40 protein-coding genes and 3 pseudogenes are annotated in these 21,557 nt (G+C 70.6%); 36 read left to right on the top strand and 7 right to left on the bottom strand.

The window, feature by feature from the left end; translation table 11 throughout:
- The 24 genes and pseudogenes from RBJ77_RS60215 to RBJ77_RS60100 all read left to right on the top strand — a co-directional run.
- Window positions 1-209: pseudogene (locus tag RBJ77_RS60215) on the top strand (hypothetical protein); the annotation flags it as partial.
- Window positions 206-985 carry an ERF family protein gene (locus tag RBJ77_RS60210; RefSeq protein ID WP_372352676.1) on the top strand — a complete coding sequence of 260 codons (780 nt, stop codon included), beginning with the start codon at window positions 206-208 and terminating at the stop codon, window positions 983-985. The pseudogene RBJ77_RS60215 and the gene RBJ77_RS60210, both read left to right, overlap by 4 nt.
- Window positions 982-1,734, top strand: coding sequence for an exonuclease domain-containing protein (locus RBJ77_RS60205; RefSeq protein WP_372352675.1), 753 nt, complete (start codon window positions 982-984; stop codon window positions 1,732-1,734). Before RBJ77_RS60210 ends, RBJ77_RS60205 begins: the two co-directional genes overlap by 4 nt.
- Complete coding sequence (locus RBJ77_RS60200) at window positions 1,731-2,000, top strand: hypothetical protein (protein WP_372352674.1); 270 nt, start codon at window positions 1,731-1,733, stop codon at window positions 1,998-2,000. The genes RBJ77_RS60205 and RBJ77_RS60200 overlap by 4 nt, the downstream gene beginning before the upstream one ends.
- A complete protein-coding gene (locus RBJ77_RS60195) occupies window positions 1,990-2,634 on the top strand; it encodes a hypothetical protein (protein WP_372352673.1) in 645 nt (214 codons plus the stop codon). The genes RBJ77_RS60200 and RBJ77_RS60195 overlap by 11 nt, the downstream gene beginning before the upstream one ends.
- A complete protein-coding gene (locus tag RBJ77_RS60190) occupies window positions 2,631-3,203 on the top strand; it encodes a hypothetical protein (RefSeq protein ID WP_372352672.1) in 573 nt (190 codons plus the stop codon). Before RBJ77_RS60195 ends, RBJ77_RS60190 begins: the two co-directional genes overlap by 4 nt.
- Complete coding sequence (locus tag RBJ77_RS60185; protein WP_372352671.1) at window positions 3,200-3,499, top strand: WhiB family transcriptional regulator; 300 nt, start codon at window positions 3,200-3,202, stop codon at window positions 3,497-3,499. The genes RBJ77_RS60190 and RBJ77_RS60185 overlap by 4 nt, the downstream gene beginning before the upstream one ends.
- Window positions 3,496-3,765, top strand: a complete 270-nt coding sequence (locus RBJ77_RS60180; protein WP_372352670.1) for a hypothetical protein — start codon at window positions 3,496-3,498, stop codon at window positions 3,763-3,765. The genes RBJ77_RS60185 and RBJ77_RS60180 overlap by 4 nt, the downstream gene beginning before the upstream one ends.
- Window positions 3,762-4,139 carry a hypothetical protein gene (locus tag RBJ77_RS60175; protein ID WP_372352669.1) on the top strand — a complete coding sequence of 126 codons (378 nt, stop codon included), beginning with the start codon at window positions 3,762-3,764 and terminating at the stop codon, window positions 4,137-4,139. The genes RBJ77_RS60180 and RBJ77_RS60175 overlap by 4 nt, the downstream gene beginning before the upstream one ends.
- Window positions 4,140-4,293: 154 nt before the next feature.
- On the top strand, window positions 4,294-4,953 hold the full coding sequence (locus RBJ77_RS60170; RefSeq protein ID WP_372352678.1) for a DUF2303 family protein: 660 nt from the start codon (window positions 4,294-4,296) through the stop codon (window positions 4,951-4,953).
- Window positions 4,954-5,294: 341 nt separating this feature from the next.
- Complete coding sequence (locus RBJ77_RS60165; RefSeq protein ID WP_372352668.1) at window positions 5,295-7,067, top strand: AAA family ATPase; 1,773 nt, start codon at window positions 5,295-5,297, stop codon at window positions 7,065-7,067.
- Between the two features lie 580 nt (window positions 7,068-7,647).
- Window positions 7,648-7,821, top strand: a complete 174-nt coding sequence (locus tag RBJ77_RS60160; RefSeq protein ID WP_372352667.1) for a hypothetical protein — start codon at window positions 7,648-7,650, stop codon at window positions 7,819-7,821.
- A gap of 20 nt (window positions 7,822-7,841) precedes the next feature.
- A complete protein-coding gene (locus tag RBJ77_RS60155) occupies window positions 7,842-8,591 on the top strand; it encodes a hypothetical protein (protein ID WP_372352666.1) in 750 nt (249 codons plus the stop codon).
- Window positions 8,588-9,010, top strand: a complete 423-nt coding sequence (locus RBJ77_RS60150) for a hypothetical protein (protein ID WP_372352665.1) — start codon at window positions 8,588-8,590, stop codon at window positions 9,008-9,010. The genes RBJ77_RS60155 and RBJ77_RS60150 overlap by 4 nt, the downstream gene beginning before the upstream one ends.
- Window positions 8,992-9,369 (top strand): hypothetical protein, encoded by a 378-nt coding sequence (locus tag RBJ77_RS60145; protein WP_372352664.1) that lies wholly within the window; start codon window positions 8,992-8,994, stop codon window positions 9,367-9,369. The genes RBJ77_RS60150 and RBJ77_RS60145 overlap by 19 nt, the downstream gene beginning before the upstream one ends.
- Window positions 9,370-9,892: 523 nt before the next feature.
- Window positions 9,893-10,348, top strand: coding sequence for a hypothetical protein (locus tag RBJ77_RS60140; RefSeq protein ID WP_372352663.1), 456 nt, complete (start codon window positions 9,893-9,895; stop codon window positions 10,346-10,348).
- 54 nt (window positions 10,349-10,402) lie between these two features.
- On the top strand, window positions 10,403-10,684 hold the full coding sequence (locus RBJ77_RS60135) for a hypothetical protein (protein ID WP_372352662.1): 282 nt from the start codon (window positions 10,403-10,405) through the stop codon (window positions 10,682-10,684).
- A complete protein-coding gene (locus RBJ77_RS60130; protein ID WP_372352661.1) occupies window positions 10,681-10,833 on the top strand; it encodes a hypothetical protein in 153 nt (50 codons plus the stop codon). Before RBJ77_RS60135 ends, RBJ77_RS60130 begins: the two co-directional genes overlap by 4 nt.
- A complete protein-coding gene (locus RBJ77_RS60125) occupies window positions 10,830-11,180 on the top strand; it encodes a hypothetical protein (protein ID WP_372352660.1) in 351 nt (116 codons plus the stop codon). The genes RBJ77_RS60130 and RBJ77_RS60125 overlap by 4 nt, the downstream gene beginning before the upstream one ends.
- A gap of 58 nt (window positions 11,181-11,238) precedes the next feature.
- Entirely contained in the window at window positions 11,239-11,454 is a 216-nt protein-coding gene (locus RBJ77_RS60120) for a hypothetical protein (RefSeq protein WP_372352659.1), read from the top strand.
- On the top strand, window positions 11,451-11,942 hold the full coding sequence (locus RBJ77_RS60115; protein WP_372352658.1) for a hypothetical protein: 492 nt from the start codon (window positions 11,451-11,453) through the stop codon (window positions 11,940-11,942). Before RBJ77_RS60120 ends, RBJ77_RS60115 begins: the two co-directional genes overlap by 4 nt.
- On the top strand, window positions 11,939-12,616 hold the full coding sequence (locus tag RBJ77_RS60110) for a hypothetical protein (protein WP_372352657.1): 678 nt from the start codon (window positions 11,939-11,941) through the stop codon (window positions 12,614-12,616). The genes RBJ77_RS60115 and RBJ77_RS60110 overlap by 4 nt, the downstream gene beginning before the upstream one ends.
- Before the next feature lie 192 nt (window positions 12,617-12,808).
- A complete protein-coding gene (locus tag RBJ77_RS60105; protein WP_372352656.1) occupies window positions 12,809-13,000 on the top strand; it encodes a hypothetical protein in 192 nt (63 codons plus the stop codon).
- Between the two features lie 89 nt (window positions 13,001-13,089).
- Window positions 13,090-13,275 (top strand): hypothetical protein, encoded by a 186-nt coding sequence (locus RBJ77_RS60100; protein WP_372352655.1) that lies wholly within the window; start codon window positions 13,090-13,092, stop codon window positions 13,273-13,275.
- Window positions 13,276-13,314: 39 nt separating this feature from the next.
- Here RBJ77_RS60100 and RBJ77_RS60095 read toward each other — a convergent pair whose 3' ends face one another.
- From RBJ77_RS60095 to RBJ77_RS60085, 3 genes and pseudogenes are all read right to left on the bottom strand, one after another.
- Window positions 13,315-13,548, bottom strand: coding sequence for a hypothetical protein (locus RBJ77_RS60095; protein WP_372352654.1), 234 nt, complete (start codon window positions 13,546-13,548; stop codon window positions 13,315-13,317).
- Window positions 13,548-13,795 (bottom strand): annotated as a pseudogene (locus tag RBJ77_RS60090) (hypothetical protein). Before RBJ77_RS60090 ends, RBJ77_RS60095 begins: the two are co-directional and overlap by 1 nt.
- A gap of 74 nt (window positions 13,796-13,869) precedes the next feature.
- Window positions 13,870-14,202, bottom strand: coding sequence for a DUF6233 domain-containing protein (locus tag RBJ77_RS60085; RefSeq protein WP_372352653.1), 333 nt, complete (start codon window positions 14,200-14,202; stop codon window positions 13,870-13,872).
- Window positions 14,203-14,293: 91 nt separating this feature from the next.
- On the opposite strand from RBJ77_RS60085, the gene RBJ77_RS60080 reads away from it, so the two are divergent.
- Entirely contained in the window at window positions 14,294-14,479 is a 186-nt protein-coding gene (locus RBJ77_RS60080) for a hypothetical protein (protein ID WP_372352652.1), read from the top strand.
- A gap of 164 nt (window positions 14,480-14,643) precedes the next feature.
- On the opposite strand, the gene RBJ77_RS60075 is transcribed toward RBJ77_RS60080, so the two are convergent.
- Window positions 14,644-14,952, bottom strand: a complete 309-nt coding sequence (locus RBJ77_RS60075; RefSeq protein ID WP_372352651.1) for a hypothetical protein — start codon at window positions 14,950-14,952, stop codon at window positions 14,644-14,646.
- 191 nt (window positions 14,953-15,143) lie between these two features.
- Here RBJ77_RS60075 and RBJ77_RS60070 point away from each other — a divergent pair, with 191 nt between their 5' ends.
- The 8 genes from RBJ77_RS60070 to RBJ77_RS60035 all read left to right on the top strand — a co-directional run bounded on the left by RBJ77_RS60070 (window position 15,144) and on the right by RBJ77_RS60035 (window position 19,242).
- Window positions 15,144-15,332 carry a hypothetical protein gene (locus RBJ77_RS60070; RefSeq protein ID WP_372352650.1) on the top strand — a complete coding sequence of 63 codons (189 nt, stop codon included), beginning with the start codon at window positions 15,144-15,146 and terminating at the stop codon, window positions 15,330-15,332.
- Window positions 15,329-15,508: a hypothetical protein gene (locus RBJ77_RS60065; RefSeq protein WP_372352649.1), complete on the top strand. Its 180-nt coding sequence runs from the start codon at window positions 15,329-15,331 to the stop codon at window positions 15,506-15,508. Before RBJ77_RS60070 ends, RBJ77_RS60065 begins: the two co-directional genes overlap by 4 nt.
- Window positions 15,509-15,645: 137 nt before the next feature.
- Complete coding sequence (locus RBJ77_RS60060; protein ID WP_372352648.1) at window positions 15,646-15,981, top strand: hypothetical protein; 336 nt, start codon at window positions 15,646-15,648, stop codon at window positions 15,979-15,981.
- Complete coding sequence (locus RBJ77_RS60055) at window positions 15,944-16,843, top strand: GIY-YIG nuclease family protein (RefSeq protein ID WP_372352647.1); 900 nt, start codon at window positions 15,944-15,946, stop codon at window positions 16,841-16,843. Before RBJ77_RS60060 ends, RBJ77_RS60055 begins: the two co-directional genes overlap by 38 nt.
- 220 nt (window positions 16,844-17,063) lie before the next feature.
- Window positions 17,064-17,396, top strand: coding sequence for a hypothetical protein (locus tag RBJ77_RS60050; protein WP_372352646.1), 333 nt, complete (start codon window positions 17,064-17,066; stop codon window positions 17,394-17,396).
- Between the two features lie 314 nt (window positions 17,397-17,710).
- Window positions 17,711-17,899, top strand: a complete 189-nt coding sequence (locus RBJ77_RS60045; RefSeq protein ID WP_372352645.1) for a hypothetical protein — start codon at window positions 17,711-17,713, stop codon at window positions 17,897-17,899.
- Complete coding sequence (locus RBJ77_RS60040; RefSeq protein WP_372352644.1) at window positions 17,896-18,261, top strand: hypothetical protein; 366 nt, start codon at window positions 17,896-17,898, stop codon at window positions 18,259-18,261. The genes RBJ77_RS60045 and RBJ77_RS60040 overlap by 4 nt, the downstream gene beginning before the upstream one ends.
- Window positions 18,262-18,984: 723 nt before the next feature.
- Complete coding sequence (locus tag RBJ77_RS60035) at window positions 18,985-19,242, top strand: hypothetical protein (protein WP_372352643.1); 258 nt, start codon at window positions 18,985-18,987, stop codon at window positions 19,240-19,242.
- Between the two features lie 48 nt (window positions 19,243-19,290).
- On the opposite strand, the gene RBJ77_RS60030 is transcribed toward RBJ77_RS60035, so the two are convergent.
- The 3 genes and pseudogenes from RBJ77_RS60030 to RBJ77_RS60020 form a co-directional block, all read right to left on the bottom strand.
- Window positions 19,291-19,452, bottom strand: coding sequence for a hypothetical protein (locus RBJ77_RS60030; RefSeq protein WP_372352679.1), 162 nt, complete (start codon window positions 19,450-19,452; stop codon window positions 19,291-19,293).
- A gap of 171 nt (window positions 19,453-19,623) precedes the next feature.
- Window positions 19,624-19,830, bottom strand: a pseudogene (locus RBJ77_RS60025) (endonuclease domain-containing protein); the annotation flags it as partial.
- Complete coding sequence (locus tag RBJ77_RS60020; protein ID WP_372352642.1) at window positions 19,827-20,018, bottom strand: hypothetical protein; 192 nt, start codon at window positions 20,016-20,018, stop codon at window positions 19,827-19,829. The pseudogene RBJ77_RS60025 and the gene RBJ77_RS60020, both read right to left, overlap by 4 nt.
- Window positions 20,019-20,118: 100 nt before the next feature.
- Here RBJ77_RS60020 and RBJ77_RS60015 point away from each other — a divergent pair, with 100 nt between their 5' ends.
- From RBJ77_RS60015 to RBJ77_RS60005, 3 genes are all read left to right on the top strand, one after another.
- On the top strand, window positions 20,119-20,469 hold the full coding sequence (locus RBJ77_RS60015; protein ID WP_372352641.1) for a DUF6011 domain-containing protein: 351 nt from the start codon (window positions 20,119-20,121) through the stop codon (window positions 20,467-20,469).
- An 18-nt stretch (window positions 20,470-20,487) separates the two neighbouring features.
- Entirely contained in the window at window positions 20,488-20,901 is a 414-nt protein-coding gene (locus tag RBJ77_RS60010) for a hypothetical protein (protein ID WP_372352640.1), read from the top strand.
- Between the two features lie 96 nt (window positions 20,902-20,997).
- Window positions 20,998-21,525: a hypothetical protein gene (locus RBJ77_RS60005; RefSeq protein ID WP_372352639.1), complete on the top strand. Its 528-nt coding sequence runs from the start codon at window positions 20,998-21,000 to the stop codon at window positions 21,523-21,525.
- Window positions 21,526-21,557: the final 32 nt, after the last annotated feature.

Genomic DNA, 21,557 nt, shown 5'->3' with positions numbered 1-21,557 from the left:
AGGCCCGCATCCTCGCTGGGCTCGGCGACGCCGAGACGGGCCTCGTCCTCGACCGCGTCCACGTCGCGATCGACGAGCGCTCCAAGCAGTGGACCGACACCGAGCGTCTCGCCGAGCACTGGCCCGACGCGTACGCGGCCTGCGTCGAGGACCGCCCCTACCGCCAGATCAACATTCCGCGCGCTGTCCGTGAGGAGCACAACGCATGACCACGATCGCTGAGCGGGCCGCCGCCGCGGCCGGCCGCACCGAACCCGCGACGGCCTCGGCCGAAGACGCGGCGCCCGCCGAGGAGTTCACCCCGGCGCCGGACCCGATGGCCGACTACGAGCCCGGCGACGACGACCCCGAGATGGTGCCCGTCCACCTCGCGTGGCTTCGCGTGCGGCGAGAGATCCGCGCCATCGGCAAGGGCGAGGAGTACAACGAGCGCGGCACCCGCTACAACTTCCGCGGCACGGACACCGTCGTCCAGTACTTCGGGCCGGTCACCCTCAGGCACGGCGTGAACGTCCTGCCCGTCAGGACCGAGACGTCCTACGGCACGAAGCAGACCAAGTCCGGCGGCACGATGCGCGAGTGCTCGGTCACCGTGACCTGGCACATCATGGGCCCGACCGGTGACGTGCTGGAACTCCAGACGGCGGGCGAGGCGCTCGACACCTCGGACAAGTCGACGACGAAAGCGCAGACGGTCGCGCTGCGGAACCTCCTGCTGAACGGCGGGCTCATCCCGACCGGTGACCGGGATCCGGATGCGGATCGGATCGAGCGGGGTATCGAGGCGCCCGCCCGGTCGGCGGAGTCGTACCGCGACGAGATCCTCGACAAGAAGACGTCGGCCGCGCGGATCCAGCAGATCGGGTACGAGGTCTCCAACGCCCGGATGCTCCAGTCCAAGGTGCAGAACGAGACCGGCGAATGGGAGACCCTGGCCAGCCTCGGCCCGCGGATCTACAACGAGCGCACCGGCGGTGGCCAGTGAGCACCTTCGCTGAGATCCGCAAGGCCGCATGGGACACCGAGACCACCGGCCCGAACCCGACCGAGGACCGCATCGTCACCGCCGCGTTCATCGTCCGCGGCGGCGGCCGGGACGACCGCACCTTCTCCTGGCTCATCAACCCCGGCGTCCCGATCCCCGCCGAGGCGGCCGAGGTGCACGGCATCGACGACGCCAAGGTCCAGGCTGAAGGGGCCGACCCGAAGGTCGCGCTCGACGACCTCGCCGCCTGTCTCGCCAAGGCGATCACGTGGGGCATGCCGCTCATCGCGTTCAACCAGTCGTTCGACTGGTCGATCCTCCACTACGACCTGCTCCGCAACGGCCTCGCCACCGTCTACGACCGGGTCGGCCTGTGCGACCTCCCGCTCGTCGACCCGCACGTCATCGACAAGCAGAAGGACCGCTACGTCAAGGGCACCGGCATGCGGAAGCTGAAGCCGACGGCCGAACGCTACGGCGTCGAGCTGAAGGACTGGCACACGGCCGAGGCCGATGCGCTCGCTGCGCTGCTCATCGCCGAGGCCCAACTCGTGAAGTGGCCAGGCATCGGCGCGGCCGGGCCGGCCGAGTTGTTCGCCGATCAGCAGCGGTGGCGCGCGGAGCAGCAAGCCGGGTTGCAGAAGTGGTTCCGCACGAAGGCCACGCCGGAGCAGGGCGGCGACCCGAACAAGGTGATCGACGGCTCGTGGCCGCTGATCCCGGCCCCGCGCACGGGCGGTGCGGCATGAAGCTCACCACCCGCGGGCTCTTCCGCGGCACCGGCCAGCACCGCGCCACCGCCCCGGCCGCCGCTCCCGCCATCGACCTCGACGAGACCCCGCGCGACACGCTCCTCGACGAGGGCGAGTTCGAGCAGCTCCTCGCCGACGGCGACATCGAAGCCAACGAGTGCGCGCCCTGCCCGACCGAGCAGCGCACGACCTTCCACGCCATGCACACCGATGGGTCCCGCACGTGCTGGACCTGTGGCACGACCACGGCAGGTGACCAGTGACCGCACCCACCCTAGCTCTGAACCCGAGGCGCGCACCCGCCTCCACATCCCCAACCAGAACCACAACGACATCCCCAAGGTCATCGGCCTCGACGTCGCCATGGGCATCACAGGCATCGCAGGCGACGGCTGGACCGACTACGTCAAGGCCAAGGGAGCCAGCCAGCACAGCCGCTTCGAGCAGCAGCTCGCAGGTATCGCCGACCACATCCGGCACGCCCGGTTCGTCGTCATCGAGGGCGCCGCGTTCTCGAAGAACAACAACGGAGCAGACGCACTCAGCGCCATGCGCTGGATGGTCCGCCACGAACTGTGGAAGCGGCGCATCCCGTACGCCGTGGTGAACCCGGACCAGCGGATCATCTACGCCGTCGGCACTGCGGCCCCGAAGGACCCGGACACGGGCCTGCGTCTGAAGGGCGTCCCGCTGAAAGCCGTCGTGCGGCAGGCCGTCGCCGACACGTACGGGATCGTCACCGAGGGCGAAGCAAAGTACGACGAGGCGGACGCGCACATCCTCTACGCGATGGGCCTGCACTGGCTCGGCCATCCGCTCGCCGTCGTGCCGGACACGCACCGCCGCGCGCTCGACGCGGTGCGGTGGCCGGACCGCGAGGCGGTGACCGCCCGATGAACCAGAACGCCACCCGCACCGACATCGTCGCCATGCTCCGCGACGGCCACAGCAACAGCCGCATCGTCCGCGAACTCCACTGCGACAAGGGCCGCGTCGCCCGCATCCGCCGCGAACTCGACCTCCCCGCCTACGTGAAGACCGAGCAGACCCGCACCATCGAGGAGAAGTGGCACAGCCTCACCCGGCCGACCGACGACGGACACGTCGAGTGGCTCGGCGAGCGCGCCACCATGTCCGGCACCCCCGTCATGCGCCACAAGGAGCAGTCCTACAGCCCCGCCGCAATCGCCTTCCGCATCCGGCACGGCCGGGACGCCGAGGGCTACGCCATCGCCGACTGCGGCCGACAGCACTGCGTCGCCCCCGACCACGTCGAGGACGAGGCCGGCCGCCGCCGCAACCGCGAGCAGCTCCGCTATCTGACCGGCGGACGCGAGCGGAAACCGGAGTGCGTCCACGGCCACGACCAGGCCGAGCACGGCCGGTACGAGCCGGACGGCACGGCCTACTGCGGACGGTGCAACGCCCTCCGCAAGTGCGAGGACCGGAAGGCGGCCGCCGCATGATCCGCCGCATCACCTACCGCGCCGCCACCCCCGAGACTCCCACGGCCGTCAACTGGCGCCTGCGCGGCGCCTGCACCGAGGTCGACCCGGAGTTGATGTTCCCCAGCACCAAGCAGGTCGAGATCGACGCAGCCAAGGACGTCTGCCGCCGCTGCCCCGTCCTGGCCCAGTGCCTGAAGGACATCCTCGCCGCCGAGGGCGGCAAGGACCCCGCCGCCCGTCACGGCATCGTCGCCGGCCTCACCCCGACCGAACGCCGGAAGATCTGGCGCCAATCGAAGAAGGACACGGCGTGACCGGCCAGCACGGGCTCATCGTCACCGGGGTCCTCACCATCGACGCCGGCCAGGGCTACGAGGACAAGGAAACCGGCCAGATCCACTACCGCACGCCGCCCCGGGCCAAGTACGAGTGCGGCCTCTGCCTCACCCGCGAAGGCCCCGTCTACGGCGTCGCGCCCGTCCGGGACTTCGTCCGCGAGATCCGCACAGGCCACCGGGCGCGCTGCCGCCCGGCCACCACCACCGCAACCCAGCACCAGCAAGGAGCACAAGCCGCATGACCACCCACACCAACCCCGAGACCGGCGAGGTCACCGAGATCACCGAGTTCTCGGCCTTCCTCGTCCAGCACATCGGCGGCCGAGCTCACGACGAGATCAGCACCGAGATGCACCAGCTCCTCGCCGCCGTCAACGAGCACGGCAAGAAGGGCTCCCTCAACATCACCGTCACCGTCGAACCGCCGAAGGGCCACATCGACGGCGCGCCCGTCGCCATCTCCATCGACAGCGTCCTCAAGGCCCCGAAGGCCAGCGCCCCGCCGTCCATCTACTTCGTCGACGACGACGGCAACGCCACCCGCAACGACCCCCGCCAGACGCAGGCGTTCGACGTCCGCGACCTGTCCACCACCACCGAGATCAAGGACATCTGACCGTGACCAACGACAACACCACCGCCGTCGCCGCCCTCGCACAACAGGCCCTCGCCCCACAGCAGGTCGAGCCCGGCCACATCTACCTCGTCGCCACCGCCAGCGGCCTCGTCGAGCGCGCGTCGACCTCACCGGCCCCCAGTACACCGGCCAGCTGGAGCGGAAGACCGGCACCACCACCGTCCGCGACAGCGGCAGCTTCCTCACCTACTACGGCAAGCACCACGACGCGAACACCGAGGTGTACGCCGACGTCGAGAAGCTGTCTGTCACCGCCGTCCTCGACGCGCACACCGACAACACCCCGCGGTTCGGCGGCCACCGCCTCGTCCTCGCGCTGCGCCAGACGAAGGCGTGGGGTGACTGGCTGCGCCACGACGGCAAGCTTCTCGACCAGGACACCTTCGCGAACTTCCTGGAGGACCAGCTCCCCTACCTGGAGACCCCGGACGCGGCGACCATGCTGGAGATCGCCCAGTCGATCAAGGCCACGACGAAGGCCGAGTTCCAGAGCAGCAGCCGACTCACCTCCGGCGAGCGGAAGTTCGTGTTCACCGAGGACACCAAGGCGTCTGCGGGCAGCAAGGGCGACCTCGGCATCCCCGAGGTGTTCACCATCGCCATCCCGCCCTTCGAGAACGCCAACGCCTACCGGATGACGGCCCGGTTCAAGTACCGCATCGACCGCGGCACGCTGCTCCTTGGCTACAAGCTGGAGCAGCCGGAGGAGCGCGCCCGCGCGGCGTTCACCGACGTACTGAAGTCGATCGGCGAGGGCATCACCACGCCGATCCTGAACGGGACGCCGGCCTGATGACCGGGGCCCGGCCGCGGGGCGGTACTTCCCCCGACGCTGCCCCGCGTGCCGGGCCCCCATCCACCGCCAACTCGTCGGCACTCGAGCAGCACTCCAGATAACCGCCGACCTCGAGCCCTCTCCCTCGAGGAACAGGCCGCCGCTCGAGAACCCAACCGGCTCATCTGGTGCCTGCACTCCTCGAGGACCGGCGAGCGCGAACTCCGGTGGATCCACCCATGGCATCCCCCCGACTGCCCCCACCCCCACGTCACAGAACACCGCTGCACCGCCCGCACGGCCCCACCCGTCCGGCCCGCACCACCCGAGCCCGACACCCTGTTCTGAGGAGACCGCCCGTGGACAACGTCCGCCCCTTCCAGCGCGACACGGCGGACCGCGACGGCCTCAACCGCACCTCACCCCACGATGCGGACGCCGAGAACTACGTCGCCGGCATCGTCATGCACGACCGCGTCGCCTACCTGGAGTGCGCCGAAGTCCTCGACCGGGAGGACATCTACCAACCCGCGGTCCGCCTGATCTGGGACACGGTCGGCGGCATGGTCGCCGAGGGCAAGCAGCTTCACCCGGTCACCGTGAAGGCGGAGATCGAACGACAGAAGCGACTGCATGAAGTCGACGGCGGCCGCCTCATCGACCGGCTCGGCGCCGAAACCATCACGGCCGGGATGGCGCAGTCGTTCGCCGAGCGGATCGCCGAGCGCGCACAGCTGCGCCGCTGGGACGAACACGCCAACGACCTCAAGGCCCGCATCCTCGGCGGCGCCACCACCGAGGAACTCGACAAGCTCGCCGACAAGCACCGCGAAAGCGAGCAGCGCCGCCACTCCGCCCACGGGCCGAGCCACCTGACCGGCTCGCTCCTCGACTGGGACCCCTTCTTCGCCACCGACTTCGGGAACGTCGAGCTCCTCCTCGGCGGGCTCATGGCCCCCGGCCAGCAGATCACCATCGTTGGCGACGGCAAGGCCGGCAAGTCCCTGTTCACGCAGGAGTGGCTGTGGCGCATGGCCACCGGCCAGGCGTTCCTCGACGACCGCGCCCTGCACCCCGTCCCCCTCCTGTACGTCGACGCCGAGAACGGCCACCAGGACATCCAGGAACGGTTCCTCTCCTACGGCGGCGGGCCCGGCCGCATGGGCCTCATGTCGTACGCCTCGTTCCCGCCCATCCGCCCCCTCGACACCGCCGGCGGCGGCGCCGACCTCCTCGCCATGGTCGCCGAGTGCGAGGCCCAACTCGTCTGCCTCGACACCGTCTCTCGGTTCATCTCCGGCCCGGAGAACGACGCCGACACCTGGCTCTCCCTCTACCGCCACACCCTCCTCCCTCTCAAGCGGGCGGGCATCGCCTCTGTCCGCCTCGACCACCTCGGCAAGGACAGCGAGCGCGGCGCCCGCGGCTCGTCCGCGAAGAACCAGGACGTCGACCACGTATGGGAGTTGCGGGCCCAGGGCGGCGGCACCGTCGTCCTCAAGCGCACCCACACCCGCACCGGAATCGGACCCGACTCGTTCGTCATGCTCCGCCAGTACCGCAAGCACGGCGACACCTACGTGCCCGGTGCCACCCGCCACGTCCTGATGACCTACGACGCGCCCATCGAGAACCTCATCGAGGGCTCCGTCGCGTGGCTCGTGAAGAAGCTCGACGCGATGGGCGTGCCCAACGATGCGGGCAACCCGAAGACCATCTGCTGCTCTCGCCACGGCCGGGATCAAGGCGTCCAAAGACAAGATCGCCGCCGCCGTCCGGGAACGGAAAAACCGGGACAACTTGGGTTCCCGGAATACCTTCCCCGAGACCTTCCCGGAAGACCTTCCGGGGAACGTTCCCCAGGGAACTTCAAAGGGAACGCAAAAACCCCAGGTCAAACATTCCCCGGGAACCTCGCGGGAACCTTCCCCGACCCAGGTTCTTCTCTAAGAGAGGGGAAGGGGGAGGGAACGCCCGCCACAGACACCACAGACACCCCCCTCTGCACCGTCTGCGAGCACCCCCTCACCGGCTACCGACTCGACCGCGGCTACACCACACACCTCGCCTGCGACCCCGAAACCGGCAGCCACCCACCAGACCAGGACGACGCACCCCACGACGCCGCCTGACCCGCGCACGCACCCGGTTAGCCCGGCCCCGCGCACACAACCCCACCCCAACGAAACGCCAGACCACCGGAGATCACCGTGTACCCGACCCTGTTCACCACCCCCGGCGTCCGCCAGTTCGCCGAGGACATCGACGCCGAACGCCAGCGCCAGCTCCAGAAGTTCGGCGACCAGCACCACCCCGACGGAACCGGCGGCTCGGGAGCGCGGTACGTCGCCGACCGATACCGCTCGATCGTCGACCACGCCCTTCAGGCCGACGGACCCACGTGGCGCGACGTACTGCTGGAGGAGGTGTACGAGGCGCTCGCCGAGTCGGACCCCGCCAAGCTGCGCGCCGAGCTGGTCCAGGTCGCCGCCGTGTGCGCCGCATGGGTTGCCGACGTCGACAGCCGCACGCCGGCCCCCGAGCCGCCCGCGGCGTGCGCGAAGTGCCGCACCCCGTTCGACCCCGCCGACACCTCGGTTCGACGGCCACGCCCGGCACTACGACACTGTACTGCCGCGGCTGCGTCGACGCCTGCCACGACAACGAGATCGCCGACCACCGCTGCGTCATCTGCGCCCCGAAGAACAGCCGATGACCGCCACCCCGGCCGACGCCGCCCGCCTCCTCGCCGAGTACGGCCACACCGACTCGGACACCCCGACCACCGCGGACCTCGTCGCCGCCGCCGAGCTGGCCGGCCTCGGCCATCCGGACCGGGCGCAGCAGGCCGCGATCCGTACCGCCCTCGACCACCTCGTCCGCTGACACCACGAAGGAGCACCACGATGCCCGACCGCCCGTACACCGACGCCGACCTCCGCGCCGAAGCCGGCCGCCAGCACGCCGTGTTGGCCGAGGACCCCGACTTCATGGGCGTCGGCGAGATGATGGCCGACGCCGAGGTCGAGAGCCTCGCCCCGCAGCACGTCGGTGAGGACATCGACGGCCAGCCGAACGACGCAGGCGGCGTCACCTGGGACGGTCTCCTCTGCCCGGAGACCGACGACAGCGAGGCGTTCGGCGAGGCGCAGCGGAAGATCCACGACCTGATCCAGGGCGCGGCCGACACGTCCCGCTGGGCCGTCCACCTCGGCGCCGACGGCCTCGTCCCGTCCACCGAGCACGAGATCACCCTCAACGCCGGGCGCCCGATCGCACGCATCCACTTCGCCTTCGAGCCCGACATGCCCGAGGACATGCGTACCGACCTCGTCGAGGGCATAGGCGACGCCATCAACGAGGCCGGAGCCGAGCGCGAGGACGACAACGGGCCGGTCGACTCGGACACCGAAGTCTTCGACCTGATCAGCGACATCGCGCTGAAACTCCGCGACGCCACCGACAGCGGCGAGTACCACGCCGTCGGCCTCATCTACGACCTCGCGATGAACCGGACCACGTGCGCTGAAGCGCGCGCCGAGCTGGCCGACATCGAGTTCGGCCACGTCTCGACGAGAGCGCCGGCCGCCGCGGTCCCGAACCTGCGGCGGCCGGCACCCCAGAGTCCACCACACGACACCCCGGAGCCACCATGACCACCACCCCGCTCGACCTCGACGCGATCGAGGCCCGCGCCACCGCCGCCACCCCCGGCCCCTGGTGCACCGACAGCTGGGAGATCTACAAGGGCGCCGAGTACGAGGCCGGCGCCGAGTGGCTCGGCGAGACCTGCCGCGCAGGCGAGATGGACGACAGCCGAGCCGACGCCGAGTTCGTCGCCCACGCCCGCACCGACGTGCCCGCGCTGATCGCAGAGGTACGTCGACTGCGCGCCGCCGATGACCGGGCGTCCTCGGCCTACGCGTACTTCGAGTCCTTGCGCAGCAGCCCGACACCGACGAGCAGCACGCCGACCGCGAGGAGACGGAGCGCGACCACGCCGCGGGCAGTCACGAGTACTGCGGCGCCGACTGCGAGGTCCAGTTCCCGGCCGAGATGCTTCGCAACTTCGTGATCGTCAAGGGCTACCCGGGCACCGCCGGGATGCTGCACGAGCTGCTCCGCCGCGCCCGCGAGGAACGCCCCCTCTCGCCGTTCTACGAGCACCCCGCGTGCGGGTTCCGCTGGCACGGCCGCGACGGCATGGACATCCCCATGCGCGACGGACAGCCGGTCTGCCCACGCTGCGAACTGCGCCGCCTGGCAGACGCAATCGAGCGCGTGCGAGCCTTCGCGGCTCACCTCGACGACATCGCCCGCAGCATGGCCGGCCCCGAAGCCGTACACCCGGTGGCCGCGCACATCCGCCACCAGCTCAACGCGACGGCCGACGAGGCGCAGCAGACCGAACAGAGCAACTGCCCCACACCCTGAGACCCACAACTGGGGCTGCGGCTGCCCCACCGACCAGACACCGCAGACCGAACCAGCCCCGGCGACCGTCGCGTACAGCGGCAAGGGCCGCTCCTACTGCCTCCGCTGCCCCCACCCCGCCGACGAGAACGTCCCTGCTCACCGCCAACGACATCGACCCGCACGAGCAGTGCACCACCTGCGGGCGCCACCTCCTCGACGCCGCAAGGAAGCAGCCGTGATCGTCCACGACCTCGCAGACCTCTGGCTCACCCTCATCTGAGCCATCCTCACCCTCGCAGCCACCGCCGGCCTCTGCGCCGTACTCGTCGTCGGCTGCGTACTCGTAGCCACCAGCGCCCTCACCGGCAACTGGCCCCGCCGCCGTACGAAGACCGCCGTCGAGTACGACGAGGCCGCCTGACATGGCCGGCCCCCTCGGCGTCGCGCTGCTCGTCTGGCCGCTCGCCTCCGCGCTCCTGCTCACCATCCGGTGGGCAGGGCGCACCCTCCTCAACCGCACCCACCGAAAGGCCCACTGATCATGGGATGGTCCAGCGCCAACAGCATCTTCGACCCCGTCGCCAAGGCCCTCGTCGAGACCGGCGCCGACGACGACACCAAGCGCAAGGTCCTCGGCGACCTCATCCATGAACTCCAGGACGGCGACTGGGACACCGAAGACGAGTCGCTGGAGGACTTCCTCGACGATCCGGCCATCGTCAGCGCGTTCGCCGACCGCAACGTCCACCTCAGCGACCGGCGTTGCTGCCCCCGCGAGCTGAACGTCACCCCTCGCGATGCGCTCATACTCATGCGCCGCGAGGACACCAGCGAAGGGCAGATGGGCGTAGCGGTCGACGCGTACGGCCACCACCTCGCTGACATGATCCGGGCCCACCGCGACGAGGTGAAGGGCTCCACGCTCGGCGCCGTCGCCATCGCCGACTGGGCAGCCAACCTCATCGACCCTCACCCCCACGCCTCGCGCAGTTGGTGACCACCGCGCCGCCGCCCCGCGCCCGGGGCGGCGGCTCCCACCGGAAGGCCCGCCATGCAGTTCCTCCTCATCACCGACGAACCCGTCCAAGTCCTCGCCGCCGAGCCCCGCACCCTCGCCGCCCTCACCGAGACGCTGCTCGCCACCCTCCCGCCCGTCCAACACCGCAACCAGCTCGGACTCTTCGAGGGCATCGACCTCATCGACGACCCGAACCTCCCGCCGGGCACCATCCACCTCCGCCCACGCCGAGACGTCTCGGCGCTCACCGCCGCGGAACTGGCCGATCTCGCCGACTGGTGCACCAGCCACACCGACCCGAAGACCGAACCGTGACCGTCGAACAGCTCGCCCTCGACTGCGAACCCGACTGGGACGACGAGGACGACCCCGACGAACTCGCCCTCCCCAACGACCTCCGCGGACAACGCATCCCCTACGGCGCCCACATCACCGACATCCCCCTGACAGGAGACCTCCTGTGACACCCGCCCTCCGCACCGCCCGCACCTGCACCACCGCCGCCCTCACCCTCACCGCCGGCGGCATCTACCTCGCGATCACCCTCGCCTGGTGGGCCGTCCTCCCCGCCCTGTACGTTGCCGCCTTCCTCGCCTGGGTCGCCGCCCGCGAGTACGGCTACCACCGGCTGATCCTCGCCGAGCATGAGCGGGCCCGCCGCGCCGCCCGCCTGGAGGTGCGGGTGTTCACGCCGTGCTGCCGCCTGCACGAGATCTCGTACGGCTACGCCCACGGCCGCGACTGCCGGCGCCCGCCCGACCCGACCCGACCGAGGAGCTTGCCGCCGCGTGCTGCACGGACGGCTTCGTGACGAGCGGCAAGGTCCACGCCTCGACGTGCCACATCAACCCGCAGAGGAGCAGCGCCGCATGAGCCAGCCCACCCCCGAAGAACTCGCCCAACAGCGACACGAGTTGTCGAACGCACTGCTCACGATGGCCGAGCAGACAGCGCCGATCTTCGACTCCGCCGACGGCATGCGCGCCGACCTGGAGCAGCGCGGCTGGTCGCCCACCGCCGCCGAACAGGTCGCCCTCGCCTGGCTGCTCGGCGCTATCCGTCTCACGATGGGAGGCGCCTCGTGACGTGCGCCCGGTTCCCTGACGCCTGCCCCAACCTGCGCACCGTGGCGCCCGACCTGCCGCATCACGAGGGCGGTCTCCGGTGCGGCTGCGACGACCTCGGGCCCGGCGCGCGGATCCCGCTGGACGAGATGACCAGCGACCAACTCGACGCCCTGTACGAGCGCGTCGACACCTACCGTGCCGCGTGGCACAGCGCCCGCGGCCGGGCCGCGCACCAGCGGTGCATCAACGCGGACCTGCGTACCGAGCTGGTCGCGAAGACCGCGCGCACCGAGCAGGCTGAGGCCGCCATCGAGCGGGCCCGGGGGCTCGCCTCGCAGTGGGCCGTGCTGCGCGCGTACGGCGGCGCCGCGACCGAACTCCGGGCCGCGCTCGCCAGCCTGGCGGCGGGCGTACAGCGCGCGGCCAGAGCGGAGCAGGACGACTTCGCCCTCACCGGCGAGCAGCCCGGACCGGCAGCGACCGAAGCGACCAAGGAGACCCCGTGAAGCTGATTGCCAAGGGCGCCTGCAACGGCGAAACCCTCTGCCCCGCCGTCACCCAGCTCGACAACGGCGACTACCTCATCGTCGGAAAGCTCCCCACACGGGAGCACCTCGACGGCCTGTCCGGAATCGAAGTGGGCATCGGCCCGGACGAGGCTGTGGTCATCCTCCCCCGCGCCGTCATGCAGGACGTCATGCCCTCGGCCGGCCCCCGCGTGCACTGCGGCCAGCTCATCTCCAACCTCTTCAGCACCCGCGCCGAGGAGTGCGTCCTCCCGCCCGGGCACACCGGCAGCCACGCCACCGACGACGGCGCGCGCTGGCTGCCCGCCGCCGACCCCGCGCAAGGAGCAGCCGTGATCCGCCTCATCTCGAACAAGGCTCTGTGGAACCTCCACGTCGCCGAAGGTCGCGCCGAGGAGATACAGGAGTGGGTGCGCGCCAACAACATCGACCCCAGCGACGTGCCCGTCGACGCCGACATGACGATCGAGGACACCCCCGACGGGCGCGTCATCCGGTACGCGGCCAACCTCCGCGATGCCGAGGGCGGCAGGCTCCTTGCCGACCCGGCCGGTGGGGTGCAGCAGGAGGAGCGGACCGTGCCGCTCGTCGTCGAGCCGCCGGCCGGGTGGCCCGTGTACGCCGCGCCCGACACGAAAGGAATGCAGCCGTGACGTGGCTCGACGCCGTCTTGTACGGACCGGGCTGGCTGGCCTGCGCCCTCACCCCAGTCCGTTGGTACGCGGAACGACGCCTCCACCGCCGCATCTCCAGTGGCAGCAAACCGAGTTCATGATCTGGAACCGCGGGGGCGAATCCTGCGTTACCCACATCACCACGCACAACTCACCACGCACGGAGCACACATGACACAGCAAGTCCAGGTCGGGAAGGCCAGCAACTACACGGACGCCAGGCGCGCTGCGGGATCCGCGCTGCTCAACTCGATCACAGACGCCGTGAAGGAGGTCGAGGAGGAGGGCAGCCTCGACGGGAAGATCTCGCGACTCCACTCGCTGGCCGAGGCCTACGCGCTCGTTGCCCACGGCAAGGAGTAACAGCAGCGAGCAACGCGGCCGGGAGTGGGACCGACAGGGGCCTGCCCCGGCCGAGCCGTGTCCGGCTTCGACCGGCCCGTTGTCCAGGCATGGACCTCGACGACGACACAACCGCCGAAGACCCGCCGGCCAAGCTGCTCCCCGTGCTCACCCTCGACGACGTGCACCAGCTCATGGAACTCCTCGCGGACGTACGCGACAGCCGCGAGGCGGACCCGGAGGTGGCGCGGTACCTCCTCGGGAACCTCGCGGCGCGCGTGTCCTCTCGCGAATGACCTACTACGGGCGGCCCGCGCCCGGCGGCATGCCCGGCATCACGCCGGTGTGGCTCGGCGCGATCCACTGTGCGGGCCTGCGCGTGTACCAGCGTGGTGGTCTTGGGCGACCTGCACCTTCACGCCGTCGGAGAACTTGATCGACACGTCCTGCCGCCGGATCGTAAGCCGCTTGATCCGGAACCACTGGTCGTCCCGCAGCACCTCGTCCGACGAGACGAGAAACAACGCGGGCTTCCACGCGTACACGTAGCCAGCGGGCGGCGTGCCCATCACGCGGCCTCGTAGTGGTGCGCCCGGCCGCCCCGCCACTTCACCCATGACGGGTCATCGAGCAGCCCTCAGCGTCCGGGAGACCGGCCCGGCGCAGGAACTCGACGACGTCCGCGTCCGAGTGCGCGAGGCCGAGGATCTGCCCGCGCGCCGTGACTCGCCGGCCGCCGGTTCCGAGCGGCGGGTGGACGACTATCGGCGCGGGGGGCACTACGTCCAGGGTGACTCTGTTCGGAACAGCCTGCATCCGTGAGGCGTGCTGAGACGGAAGAGCAGGGAGAGCCACCGTTGCCGTGACCCCGCGCGGTGGCTCGCTTTCGTTCAGTCCTCTATGCCGAGGGCTACGTCCGGCTGGCAGAACGGGCACGCCTCGATGCCCTCCGCGAGAGTGCGCACCGCGTCGTCGCGTGTGGCAGCGGTGGTGTTCTTGCCCGTCATGTTGCAGTCGCCGACGTGCACGGACAGGACGAGATCGCTGTGGACGACGCGCTCGATGAGCCATTCCGGGGGCGGTGGCTTGCTGGCGGCGGCGGTGCGGGCCTGCGCGGCGTGGCGCTGTTCCTCGTCCGCGATCCACTTGCGCGTGCGCGCGAGGTCCTGTTCCTGTACGCGTTCCAGGAAGCGCAGCAGGTCGAGGCGGGTAGAGTCGTTCACATGTTCGAGTCTAGATCGGTGCGCGCCCCGCGAGCCACGGTCCGATCGGGCGTACGATTCCGTTGAATCCCGAACAGAACAGGACCCCGCCATGACCGCGCCCGCCGCCGATGAGGTCACGTACATGCCGCCGACCAGCGGAGCCGGGCCGTGCGCCGGGAACTGCGGCAACCAGGCACAGAAGTACGGGCCCTCGAACGGCGGCCGCCCCTCCTCGCCGCTGTGCAACGTGTGCCTCGCGAAGGCCGAAGCCCGCCGACGCAAGGCGAGCGCGTAGCGCGCAGGCGGGCCGCTCGCAGCTGGCGCCCGCCTGCGCTACCCGCGAACGTAGGGCCGCCAAGGTTCGAACAGGAACCGAAAGTCGTGGCGTAACCACGCCAGGCACGAAGACGCCAGCACGAAGCCCCCGCCCATCCGGGTCGGGGGCTCGTTCGCGTGCGGCTACTCGGATCCCTTCTGCGCCGACTCGCCCGCCTTTCGGCGCTGCGCCCCGCTCACGCCCGCGCCGATCTGCTGAGCACGCGCCGCACTGATCCCGCCGAGTAGCTGGCCGATCTGCGCCCACGTCTTCCCGTCAGCCTTCAACGCCAGCACGCGACGCTTCCGCAGCTCACGCAACTGCACCTGATGGTCGGGCAGATCCTGCAACGCCTGCGATACGGCGACGGCGCACGCCTCGTCGTCCGCGATGGCCTCGAACGCCTTGATGGCTTCCATCAGGCGGGTCACCTCCTCGGGCTGGTCTGCCACTCCCGCGCTCCTTCCTGCGGTGCGGCCACCCATGACCCTAAACCCCGGGGTTGCGCTACATCAACCCCGGGGTTTAACTTGGTCGGGCGAGGCCGCCTACACCGGTCCCGTGCCAACAAGTACGGCCCCGGCCGGAGTTCGCACCTCCCGCCGGGGCCAGCCATCCACCTGCATCACCAGGAGGAATGACCGTGTCCAACGGTACAGAGCAGTCCACCCCGCAGCCCAGCCCCCAGCCCGGTACGCCGCCGAGCGGCAACCCGATCATCGACACGCCCGCCACCGTGGAGCTCTGCGCCAAGGACTACGCAGGCGGCGCCTTCGAACGGGTCACCAGCGAGAACCGCGACGCCGCCACGACCATGCGACACCGCGGATGAGCCTCCTCAGCCGACTCCTCGGCAACGACAAGCAGCGCGCAGCCACCCAGTACGCCGGCCGCGAGTCCGCCACCGAGACCGCCGCCCGCAAGCGCCGCGAGGGCCACCGCGCCCGCGTCATCCGCGACGGCGACGCAGCCGGTCAGCCGTTCCGCGGCCGCCGCGACTGGACCTGACCGCCACATGCCGGCCGGGCTCGGCGAACATCCCCCCGCCGGGCCCGGCCTCCTCGCTCCCTGGAGTAGCTCCGTGAAGACCCGCCGCATCACCCGCGAGCGTCTCGTCCCGCACACCGTCGACGGCAAGACCCTGCATGGTCCCCGACGACGACGTCATCGAGGTGCCCCTCCCGCCGCGCGACTGGGACCAGATCGCGCTCAACACGGTCACGGTCATCGTCACCGCGCTCGTCCTGGCATGCGTGGTGTGGTCGACCGTGTCCATCGGCGACCTCCTCTCCCGCGTCGTCATCGCGCCAGCCGCGTACGGCGCAGCCACGGTCTTCGATCTCGCCTGGATCGCCCTCATGATCATTGAGTGGCTGGCCCGCTACACCCCCGCCCGCGCCCGCGCGGCACGCAACGAGGGGCATCGCCGCACTCCTCATCGCCATGGGAGCAGTCGGCGCGCACGGCTGGCTGGCCGGTGACGCGGCCACCGGCATCGTCGGCGCTGTCGTCTCCGGCCTGGCCAAGGGCACATGGACGATCCTCCTCGCCTACCAGTCCGTACCGCTCGACAAGCGCACGGCCGCGTTCCTGGAGCAGGAGCTCGGCGAGGCCGGCGCCGAACTGGCCCGCATTCCGGTGGACCGTCGCGTCCAGCGAGCCCGCGCGCTGCGTGACGCCGAGCGCCGCGCCCTCACGGCCGACACTGTCGCGGCCCCCACCGAAGCCGAGAACGTCATCGAGCCGCCCGCGCCCACCAGCGGCGCACACGGGACCCCGGTCTCAGACCTGCGTTCCCTTTGGGGAGCACACGGCCCGATCGTCTACTTCCTCGGCAACGGCAGCCGCGTGAAGATCGGCACCACGAAGAACCTGCCCGGCCGCCTCTCCGCCCTGTGCCTCCCACCCGAGTCGCTCCTGTGCGCGTTCCACGGCGGGCACGACATCGAGCGGCGGTTCCACTCGATGTTCGCCGAGCACCGCGTGCCCAAGAGCGAGTGGTTCGATCGCACCGGCGCCCTCGCCGAGTTCATCGCCGCGCAGACCGGTGATGCGCCCCATGATGCGGGCGGCGCATCAGGTGATGCGGATGCCGCAGACGACGATGCGCGCGACGTGAGGCAGGCGCTTCCACCCCTGCCGCCGCTCCCTGCGGGCGCGTCGAAGACCGCGCTCATCCTGGCCGCATCGTCCACGCTTCAGCCCGGCGCAGCACCCGCAGCAATCGCGCATCTTCTCGCGCAGCACGGCCACGCCGTCGACACCGCGTACATCCGCACCGTGCTGTCCCGCGCCGCCGCGAAGGACGACGAGGTCGGCAAGGGCGGAGGTGGCTACGCATGACCCGCCCCGGCCCCGACGAGCTGCGCGTGCGCGCCCTCCTCCGCAAGCACGGCGTAGGCCCGGACGCCGTCGACCGGCCACTCCCTGCCCGCCCCCGCGACCCTGCCACCCGGCTACAAGACGAGGCCTCGGGACTGGCTCGACGACGTCCTCGACGGCAACACCGACCAGCCCACTCCCGCGGCCGGCCCCCGCGCCCACCGCCGGGCCCGCGGCGCCCGTGGCCGAGCCACGCGAGCGCCGTGACTGGTCGTGGGTGTGGCAGTGGATCCGCCCGTGGCAGACCGTCACGGCCGGCGCCGTGGCCGTGCTGCCGCTCTTCAACGGCTGGTCGCTGGCCACCGGTTGGGCCCGCGCGCTGCACGCCATGCGCGACGACACCATCGGCGGCGCCTACACCACCGCCGTCATGGCGCTCGCCCTCACCTACGCGCTTGACCTGCGCCGCCGCCGCTGGCTGCTCCGCCTCGCCCTCATCACCACCGCCATCGGGTCGCTCGGCGTCCTCGACTGGTTCGACCCGATCACCTTCGTCACTGGAGTCCACCGATGACCGGCACCGGCCTCACGTTCGCGGGCGTCGCGATCGTCCTCGTCGTCCTGTGGGCGAACCTGCGCCCCTGGTGGAAGGGCGACCGCAACCCGGCCAAGCTCAAGTCGTTCGGGAACGGGCGTTGCTCGGCGCCGTGTCGACGATGTGCGCGGGCGGGATGCTCGGCTGGCTCGCCGGATGCTCCGCGCGCGCCGCGAACACGGGCGGCAGCAGGGCGTTCAGGCCACCACCGGCCAGACTGCGGAGGCCGCGATCACCCACGGCGACCTCGGCCAGCTCACCCCCGAGGGCGCAGTGATCGTGTTCCTCCTGACGTGCGCCACGATCTTCGCGTACCGGGCCGCAGGCAGGACGAGCGCAAGCGCATGGTCGGCGGGATCTTCTGCGGCGTCTGCCTGTGCCTCACCGCCGGAGTCGCCTCCGCCCTGAACTGGCTGCCCGACCTGATCAACTCGGCCGGGTCCGTGCTGAAGGACAGCGTCGAGGGGGCCGGCCTCCTGTGAAGAACCGCCTCGCCCGCACCGTGCGCGCCCACGCCGCGGACCGTCTCATCCGGGGCAGCGCCATCGTGTGGGAGCGCCGCACCGCGGGCCTCGCCGCGTGGATCCGCAGGAGCCGCCGCGACGACCTCACCGGATGGAAGGCCGCCCTCGGCCCCGTGCTGTGCCTCGTCCTCGTCGGCATCCTGGCGTGGATCCTCTACAGCGTGCTGCGCGCGCTGCCGTGGCTGCTCGGTCTCCTCGTCGCCCTGTGGTGCCGGGCCGCATGGAAGGCTGGCCGCGCCCCCGCCGAGGAGGCGCCGGCCGAGACCCCGAGGAGGCCCCGGCGCCGCCCGATGTGGAGGCCGTTCGCACCCTCCTGTTGACCCTTATGGGGAGTGGCTCCGGGGTGCACCTCAGCACCGTCCTCGCCCACCTCCAGGAACACGGCCAGTGGGAGGGCCGCACGGTCACCGATCTGCGCCGCCATCTGGCCCGCCTGGAGGTGCCCCACGACGTTCGCGTGAAGGTGCGCGGTGTGCCGACGTGGGGGGTGCGCCGGAGGATCTGGAGGCCCCTTCCCCGGACAGGCCGCAGGAGCCGTCTACCGCCCCGTCTCCCACTGTCTGACCTGCGCGTCTACCGGCGTATCTACCGCCGTCTACCGGTCATCTACCCGGTCATCTACCCCGGGGCGGCCGTCCGCCTGGCAGCTAGCCGGCCGCCCCGGTTCACCCATCCCGATCACACGAGACAGGACCGTCATCATGGCATTTTGGAAGAAGGACGAGGCCCCGCGGACGCCGTCGGAGTCGACCCTGGACACGACGCTGAGCGGCCTGTCCGGCAACCCGGCGGACTGGACGGCGGAGCAGCGGCAGGCGTACGCCGCCGCGTCCAACCAGGTGGCTGGCGAGAACGCCACGCGGCCGGGTGACGAACGGCTGACACACTGGAGTCTGCGAGCCGGGTCGCGCCCGGCAGGCCCCTGCCACGTTTCCCCCGTCGTGGCGGGGCTCTCCCATGTCACAACCCGGACAAGCCCACTGCACACCAGGCGCAGCGCGTCGCATCATGCCCCTCAACACCAACCTGAGGGGGCGAGCGTCGTGGGGACCGAGCCGACGTACAACGAAGTGCAGTCAGCAGTACGGGTCGAGAAGCTGAAGATCTGGCTCGCGTGGATCGCAGGCAACGTGATCATGTTCCTGATTGCGAGCGCCACACGGAACGTGGCCGTCGTCAGCGTGATCACTCAAGTGCTGGTCGTCGTCGTGTTCCTGACGCTCACCGTGGCCCTGTTCCGGATGACGGGCGCACTGAACCGGAAGGCCGACGCGAGGCGGCGCGAGGTGCTCGGCGAGTAGCGCCGGCGCGAATGGAGCGGCCCCGCTGGAGTTCGGGCGGGGCCGTCGTCATGCCGGGGTGTCGTCGCTCTCGCCCTGCGGCGGTTGGTAGTCGAGACAGTCCTTCGTGTGCTTGATCGCCACGGGCACCCCGTCCGGGCCGGGGGCGACGATACGCACGTCGAGGTTGTCGAACGTGGCCCGGCAGTGCGGGCACTCGACGTCACTCATGCGGCCGGCTCCTCGCTGCTCGTCGGTCGCTCGACTTCCGGCCGGCGGATGCGGCGGCGCTCGCGCACGTTGGCGGCGTGGCGTGCGTGCAGCACACGGACGAACCACGCGTTCGCAAGGTAGCCAATCGCATCGGGGGTCCTGCTTCTCGCCTCGATCGACGTACCCCATGAGGGAGTTGCACTTCGAGCACAGCAGGCCGCGCACGGCGAAGAAGCCGTACGGCCCGGCGTGGTCGATGAACAGCTTCCCGTCAGGTGTCTGCGCTGCGCCCGTGCCGCAGAGCTCGCAGCAGCCCCCAGCGTGCCGCCACAGCTCGTCGTAGTCCTCGCACGTGAGGCGGTAGCGCTCGTGCTGGCAGGTTGCGTGGTGCGTCACCCGGCTTGCCGCCCCTCTGCAATCAGGCGCCTGACGGTCTCTCGGCTGTAGCCAGTCGCCTCGATGATGTCCTTCTGCGGCATGTGGTCTGCGGCTTCGGCGAGGCCGCGTGCGCGCACTCGTTCAGCCTCGGCGATGGTCGCGTCGTAGGTCTCGCGGATCTTCTTCACGTCGTCTCGGGTTGCCATGACTCCAGTATGCCTAATCGAGTAGGCCTAATCCAGTTGACATGCCTCATCGGTTAGGCCTAACCTATTAGGCATAGCCAGTCGCACCGAGGGGGACCACATGAACGCCGCAGCCACCACCACCCAGCACGCCACCTGCCTCGGCTGCGGCCGCAAGCTCACCTCCGCCAAGTCCATCGCCGCCGGCCGTGGCCGCGTCTGCGCCGCCAAGGTCCGCGCCGCTGAGCAGACGGTCGACACCAGCGACTACAAGGCCCACCAGATCGCGAGCGCCCGCGAGTTGATCGCCGACGCCGCGATCATCCCCCTCCGCTCGACCGTCTTCCTCGCCGTGTCCACCGACGGCACCGAGACCTACCGCAGCGCCCCGACCGCCTGCACCTGCCCGGCCGGCATCAAGGGCTCCCGCTGCTACCACCAGCTCGCCGCCCGCCTCCTGCTCGCCGCCTGAACCCCGAGGAGATCCGCCATGCAGACCACCGCACTCGACTGGGCCGTCCGCACCACCGACGGTTACACCGTCTCCTGCGACAGCCGCGACACCGCAACCGAACTCGCTGCCGACAAGCCGCACTTGACCGTCATCTACCGCCGCCCCGGTGGCAGGTGGTTCACCTTTACCGCGGAGACTCCCATGCGCAAGCTCGACGCCGCCGCGCTTGCCGAGTGCGGTGACGTCGAACTGAACGAGCGGCCCGAGGTGCAGCACGTCAGCGAGGACATGGTCCGCGAACACGTCATCGACGCCGGCGAGCTGCCGCGCTACAGCGCCGCACCATTCGCCGCGTGGCTGCACGGGGCGTGGACCGAGTACACCGCGGACGGCGCGCACACGAACGGCGACGTCATCGCCAGAGCCCTCGCGGACTGGCGCGGCCAGTAGGTCACCGGTAGCGCCAGAGGCCCGCCCCCACCGACGGGGGCGGGCCTCTCTTCGCGCGCCACACGCAACCCTGCACTTCGCAGTTACCATCAGACCATGTCAACCGGTAACACGCCACCCAAGCCGGAAGACCCCAACGCCCGGCAGCGCAACGGACGCGGGTCCTTCGAGCGCAGCATGGACACCGTCCGCCGCGACGCGCGCGCCGCCGAACTCCGCGCCGACGGGCTCACGTACGCGCAGATCGGCGAGCAGCTCGGCATGAACAAGGGCGACGCATACCGCGCCGTGCAGAACGCGAAGGCCGACGTCGCCCGGCCGGCCGTCACCAAGTTGATCGCCGCCGAGTCGGGTCAGCTCGATGACCTGTACGTGATGGCCCTGGAGATCATCGAGCGGAATCACGTGACCGTGTCGCACGGCAAGGTGGTCACGATGGCCGACGAGTCGGGCGCGGAGGTTCCGCTCCTCGATGACGGGCCCCGGCTCCAGGCGATCCAAGTCGCCCTGCGGGTGCGGGAGTCGTACCGGAAGCTGCACGGCCTGGACGCCGAGCAGAAGGTGAACGTCAGCGGTGCCGTGCGGTACGAGGTTGTCGGAGTCGACCCCGCGGACCTCACGTGAGACGGCCGGGCGCGTGCGCGTTCTTCTGCCCA

The sequence above is a fragment of the Streptomyces sp. KL116D genome, from assembly GCF_030766975.1.
GTDB lineage: Bacteria > Actinomycetota > Actinomycetes > Streptomycetales > Streptomycetaceae > Streptomyces > Streptomyces longispororuber_A.
This window is presented reverse-complemented; position numbering and strand designations above follow the sequence as displayed.